The 4,736-nt window shown below is 65.1% G+C and carries 6 protein-coding genes and 1 pseudogene; 3 read left to right on the forward strand and 4 right to left on the reverse strand.

The features are described 5' to 3' along the window. Positions 1–222 precede the first annotated feature (222 nt). Positions 223–1,131 (reverse strand): DMT family transporter, encoded by a 909-nt coding sequence (locus tag AC1DKD_RS39255; RefSeq protein WP_477144567.1) that lies wholly within the window; start codon positions 1,129–1,131, stop codon positions 223–225. 252 nt (positions 1,132–1,383) lie between these two features. Here AC1DKD_RS39255 and AC1DKD_RS39260 point away from each other — a divergent pair. The 3 genes and pseudogenes from AC1DKD_RS39260 to AC1DKD_RS39270 form a co-directional block, all read left to right on the forward strand. After that, positions 1,384–1,491, forward strand: a pseudogene (locus AC1DKD_RS39260) (LysM peptidoglycan-binding domain-containing protein); the annotation flags it as partial. A gap of 139 nt (positions 1,492–1,630) precedes the next feature. Further along, positions 1,631–1,813 carry a hypothetical protein gene (locus tag AC1DKD_RS39265; RefSeq protein WP_035863528.1) on the forward strand — a complete coding sequence of 61 codons (183 nt, stop codon included), beginning with the start codon at positions 1,631–1,633 and terminating at the stop codon, positions 1,811–1,813. Between the two features lie 60 nt (positions 1,814–1,873). Further along, positions 1,874–2,119 (forward strand): GlsB/YeaQ/YmgE family stress response membrane protein, encoded by a 246-nt coding sequence (locus AC1DKD_RS39270; protein WP_035863526.1) that lies wholly within the window; start codon positions 1,874–1,876, stop codon positions 2,117–2,119. Here AC1DKD_RS39270 and AC1DKD_RS39275 read toward each other — a convergent pair. The 3 genes from AC1DKD_RS39275 to AC1DKD_RS39285 all read right to left on the reverse strand — a co-directional run bounded on the left by AC1DKD_RS39275 (position 2,102) and on the right by AC1DKD_RS39285 (position 4,638). After that, on the reverse strand, positions 2,102–2,605 hold the full coding sequence (locus AC1DKD_RS39275) for a hypothetical protein (protein ID WP_477144568.1): 504 nt from the start codon (positions 2,603–2,605) through the stop codon (positions 2,102–2,104). The two genes, AC1DKD_RS39270 and AC1DKD_RS39275, sit on opposite strands and share 18 nt — an antisense overlap. Positions 2,606–2,714: 109 nt before the next feature. Next, on the reverse strand, positions 2,715–3,857 hold the full coding sequence (locus AC1DKD_RS39280; RefSeq protein ID WP_441629401.1) for a tetratricopeptide repeat protein: 1,143 nt from the start codon (positions 3,855–3,857) through the stop codon (positions 2,715–2,717). A 46-nt stretch (positions 3,858–3,903) separates the two neighbouring features. Next, complete coding sequence (locus tag AC1DKD_RS39285) at positions 3,904–4,638, reverse strand: site-2 protease family protein (RefSeq protein ID WP_441629400.1); 735 nt, start codon at positions 4,636–4,638, stop codon at positions 3,904–3,906. Between the last annotated feature and the right edge of the window lie 98 nt (positions 4,639–4,736).

A 4,736-nucleotide genomic window follows, 5' to 3' on the forward strand; every position in this document is an offset into this window, starting at 1 on the left:
GTTGCATATCGTGTCATCACCTATTCGCACACCGCCCTCCATTTTGCTTCACTAAGGAAACGGAGGCGACAAGTATCCTGACATGGAGGGCGAGTAAAGAAAAGTGACACCTCCGTGTGCGTAAACGGCCAACCCCGTACAGCCGCGCCAGCAGCTAGAAGCAATAAAACCCCGCCAAAAAACGCCCACTCTGCGCCAGCAGCCAGAAACCCTAAAATCCCGTCACCGCCGATTGGCAATCCAAATCCCCGCCACAATAGCCGCCAGCCCGACAGCATGAAACCACCGCGGCCAGYCCCCCAGCAAAGCAGTCGACATCAGCGCGGCAAACACAGGCGTAAGCGTAAAGAAAAACACCGGCAACTGCGCCCCCGCTCGCGCAATCGCCCGGTCCCACGCAAAGTAGGCCAGCAGCGACGGAATCGTCGCCACATAGAGCAAGATGCCGGCCGCCTTCCCATTCCATTGAATCGCCGCCGGCGCGGCCAGCAACTCCCACGCCACGAATGGCACGCTGGCCAGCACACCCGCCACGATCTGCGCGAACAACAGCACCGCCAGCGGCAAGTCCGGACGCTTCTTGCGCAGCAGCCACGTATAGGCGCTCCAGGTAATCGTGCCCGCCAGCATGAACAGGTCGCCGGCCACGAAGTCCAGCTGCGCCAGCCGCCCGAGATCCCCGCGCAGCATCACCACGCCCACGCCTGCCAGGCAGAGCAGGGCGCCCGCCACATGCCAGCCGCGCACACGTTCGTGAAAGAAGAGCGCGCCGATGATCAGCAGGAAGATGGGCGCGGAGGCGCCGATCAGCGTGACATTGATTGGCGAGGACGTGGTCAGCGCCAGGTACTGCATGGCGTTGTATACGGAGACGGAGAGCATGCCCATGGCGGCGATCACGCCGGCGTGCCGCTTCAGTGTCGTGGCATGCTCGCGCACACTCCGCCATACGTAGGGCGCCAGCAGCAGCCCGGCCATCGCCCAGCGGGCAAAGTTCAGCGTGATCGGCGGGATGGCGCCGGCGGCGTAGTGGCCGACGATGGCGTTGCCGGCCCAGCTCAATGGCGGAAACGTCAGCAGGCCAAGCGTGGTCCAGTCGAGCCTGGTCTTGCCGGATGCGGTAGCGGTCATCGGAGGGTTGTCGTCCTGTTTGTGTTCTTGTTGTTTTTCGCGATGCTATTACTTTTTCTGCCCGCATTATGCCGCAGGCGCCGATTGCAAACGATTGTCACTGCCATGCTTTTTGCGGAGCCCTTGCGCTAGTCTCCCCACCTGTCGGGCCGGGCGCCAGCCCTTGCCCGCCAATCTTTTTGACTCGCTCGGAGAACACAATGGGTGTGCTGGATTTCATCAAGGACGCAGGCGAGAAGCTGCTGGGCAGGCAATGGTTCGCGCTACCCGGAAATCTTCGAGGCCAACCGTCCCATGCTGAGCGATCCCGACAAGATCTATCCGGGACAGACCCTGCGCATTCCGGCGCAAGTATCCTGAGTAAGCCGGCACGAGTACGCCGGCGCAGCGCCGGATACGAACTGTTACACGGCGCTGCGTACCGGCTGTCAACACGCCCAGGCCCCGGCCCGTTTTTACAGGCAACGCGCAACGAAGCGCGCCTCACCTGGAGATAGACATGAAGAAGGTTCTCGCCATCCTGACCCTCGGACTCTTCGCTGCCGGTGCCTTCGCCCAGGCCCCGGCCGCCGATGCGCCCAAGGCGCCCACCAAGGTGGAAAAGAGCGCGCACAAGAGCAACAAGACACAAGCCACCAAGCACACCAAGGCCGCCACGCCGGCCAAGTCCGCCGCGCAGTAATGCGGCGTTTCAGGGCGCGCTCTTCCGGGGGCGCGCCCTTTTCCTATTTCTCCTGACGCCATGCACCTGATCTGGACTATTCTCATCGGCTTCCTGGCCGGGCTTGTGGCGCGCGCCATCACCCCCGGCAATGGCCCTAGCGGGTTCTTCCTGACCTCCGCGCTGGGTATCGGCGGCGCGCTGGCCGCGACCTTTCTCGGGCAGGCCCTGCACTGGTATCGCCCAGGGCAATCCGCCGGCTTTATCGGCGCCGTGGTGGGTGCGGTGATCCTGTTGCTGGGCTACCACCTAATCAGCAAGCGCTGAGCCGCAACGCCACGCCCCGAAAGCCAGATACCAGCAAGCAACACCCGCAACGGAACACGGAACCCGATCATGAGCCTGATGGATTTTTTGCAGTCTGCAGCTACCGCCCTGGGCGGTAATCCCGAGCAGCAGGTAGACCACGTCGCGCAGAACGCGCCTGAGGGCGCGCTCGGCCAATTGCTGGCCGGCGCCTTCCGCTCCGACCAGACGCCGGCCTTCGGCAATATGGTGGGCGAACTGTTCGGCCAGTCCAACGGTGCGCAGCAGGCGGGCCTGCTCAACCAGTTGCTTGCCACACTGGGCCCGGCGGCGCTGGCCGGCGCGGCGGGCGGTGCGCTGGGCAATCTGCTGCAGCCTGGCGCGACCCAGGTCACTCCGGCGCAGGCCAGCCAGCTCACCCCGGCACAGGTGCAGGAGATCGCCGCCCATGCCGAGCAGGCCCATCCGGGCGTGATCGACCAGATCGCCGGTTTCTACGCGCAGCATCCCACGCTGGTCAAGACCATCGGCAGCGCCGCGCTGGCCATTGCGCTGGCCAGGTTCAAGGAACACCAGCCGGGCTGWGCCGCAGGCGGCCGCCGCCAGTGCGCAGCCGTTACGGCAATGCCACCTCTAGCCGCGCCAGCGTGCGCAGCAGCTTCTCGTCGTCCGGGGCCAGTTCGTGCGCCGCGACAAAGGCGGCGCGCGCTTCGTCCTGCCGCTGCAATTGCATCAGCACCTCGCCCTTGTGCGCCAGGCCTTCCACCCGGGCGCCCAGGTTGCCTTCGGTGCCTTCGCCATACGCGGCCAGGGATTGTTCGAGGTAGGTCAGCGCCTGCGCGGGCTGGCCCAGGCGGAACAGCGCCCAGCCCTTGCTGTCCAGCACGTAAGGGTTGCCCGGCGCGTCGGCGAGGGCCTCGTCGATCATCGCCATGCCGCGTCCGACCATCCAGTTGGCATCGACCAGCGCGTAGCCGACCTCGTTCAGGCTGTCTTTTGGCAGGGGCGCCAGGCCGAGCGCGATGTCCAGTTGCTTGTCGTCCCGGCCAGCGATCGACAGGTCGATCAGCTTGCGCCGGATACGCGCCTGGAAGTCCGCGCCGATTTCATTCTTGCCAGCCTCGTAGCTTGCCAGCATCTGCCGGAAGACGGCCGCCGGCCCGGCGCCGGCCGGCAGGGCGGTGATGGCGTCGGACTCGCGCCTGCACCACGCGAATTCGCCCGCTTGCAGTCCGGTATACGTGTAGTCGAGGCTGATCGTCCGTGCCTTGTGGCTTTGCGCATAGTAGGTATAGCCGTGGCTATCCGTCCGGTTGCAGAACAGGTACCCGTCGTCGAGGTCGAGTATGTAGGTCATGCCTGCTATGGGATCATTGCTGCTCTCGCCGTGCAACGAGAACGATTCGCCGAAATCGCCTTCGCCGACGATCGGGTTGAGGATCCATTTTTCCTTGGCGTGCCGCTTGGGCATGCGCACGGATACCGTGTTGCCCTGCTTGTCGGTGACGCCGAAGATCACGCTGTCCTGCTCGTTCGACTTGGGGAAGACGCCGGCGATCCGCTGGCCGGGCAGGAACAGCCGGTAGCGGGCTTCGGGCATGGCCTGGCCGGTAGCCGGATCGCGCAGCACGAACCGGTGCACCTGCGTGCCTTCGCCGAGCGTRCCCGGCTGGCGATAGTCGCGCGCCAGCGTCATGGCGGGAATGGATGCCACAGCCAACAGCACTGCGCCCTTCAGGTAAAACGATTTGCTTCTCATTGCCTTGGTATTCAGGTTGAATTGGGTTCGGGCGCCTTCGCCGGCGTCAGGTGGCCATGCTGCCGGCACGGATGCTGCCCAGCATGCCGTGCAGGTCATGTGTCATGACCGCCAGGAACGCCACCAGCCCGAGGTAGTACAGCGTATAGGTCAGGCGCATTTCCGCGCTGATGGTGTAATAGGCGCGGTTCTCCGGGGCCTGCGGATCGTAGCGCCAGGCCTTGAGCAACTGCGGGGCCGCCAGCAGCGCCACCAGGATCAGGATCGGGCTGGGGCGCCACAGGAACATCGCCACCAGCACCGGCACGCCAAGGAACCAGATGCGCGGCGACAGCAACGCGGTGACGCGGCCGCCATCGAACGGCGAAAGCGGGATCAGGTTGAACAGGTTGATAAAGAAGCCGGCATAGGCCAGCGCGAGCATCAGTCCGCTGCCGGTGCTGCGGCCAATGTAATAGCAGGCCAGGGCGCCCAGGGTGCCGACCACCGGCCCCGCCAGCCCGATATAGGCCTCGGTCTCGACGTCGACCGGCTGGTCCTTGAGTTCGACCCAGGCCCCGACGAATGGAATGAAGGTGGGCGCGCCCACGGCCAGCCCGCGGTGGCGCGCGGCCAGGAAATGGCCCATCTCGTGGACAAAGATCAGCAGCACGAAGCCGACGGCATAGCGCCAGCCGAAGATCAGCGCGTAGGCCCCGATCGACAGCAGCATGGTGCCGCCCGTGGTCAGCAGCTTGCCCATCTTCAGGCCGCCCAGGAGCAGGAGCAGCAGCTTGGTCATCGGTACAACTCCGTAGCCGGGGAGGAGGAATGCGCCTTCACTTCGGCTGTGCGGGACCGGACGGCTTGCGCCTGAACCACTTGGTGGCGGAATAGCCG

This window comes from Cupriavidus sp. 05T313 (assembly GCF_056396665.1).

Coding starts and splice junctions, on each gene's coding strand:
- AC1DKD_RS39265 (WP_035863528.1), top strand. CDS start 1,631: ATGAAGAAGGTTCTCGCCATCCTGACCCTCGGACTCTTCGCTGCCGGT.
- AC1DKD_RS39270 (WP_035863526.1), top strand. CDS start 1,874: ATGCACCTGATCTGGACTATTCTCATCGGCTTCCTGGCCGGGCTTGTG.
- AC1DKD_RS39275 (WP_477144568.1), bottom strand. CDS start 2,605: ATGCTGCGCGTAGAAACCGGCGATCTGGTCGATCACGCCCGGATGGGC.
- AC1DKD_RS39285 (WP_441629400.1), bottom strand. CDS start 4,638: ATGACCAAGCTGCTGCTCCTGCTCCTGGGCGGCCTGAAGATGGGCAAG.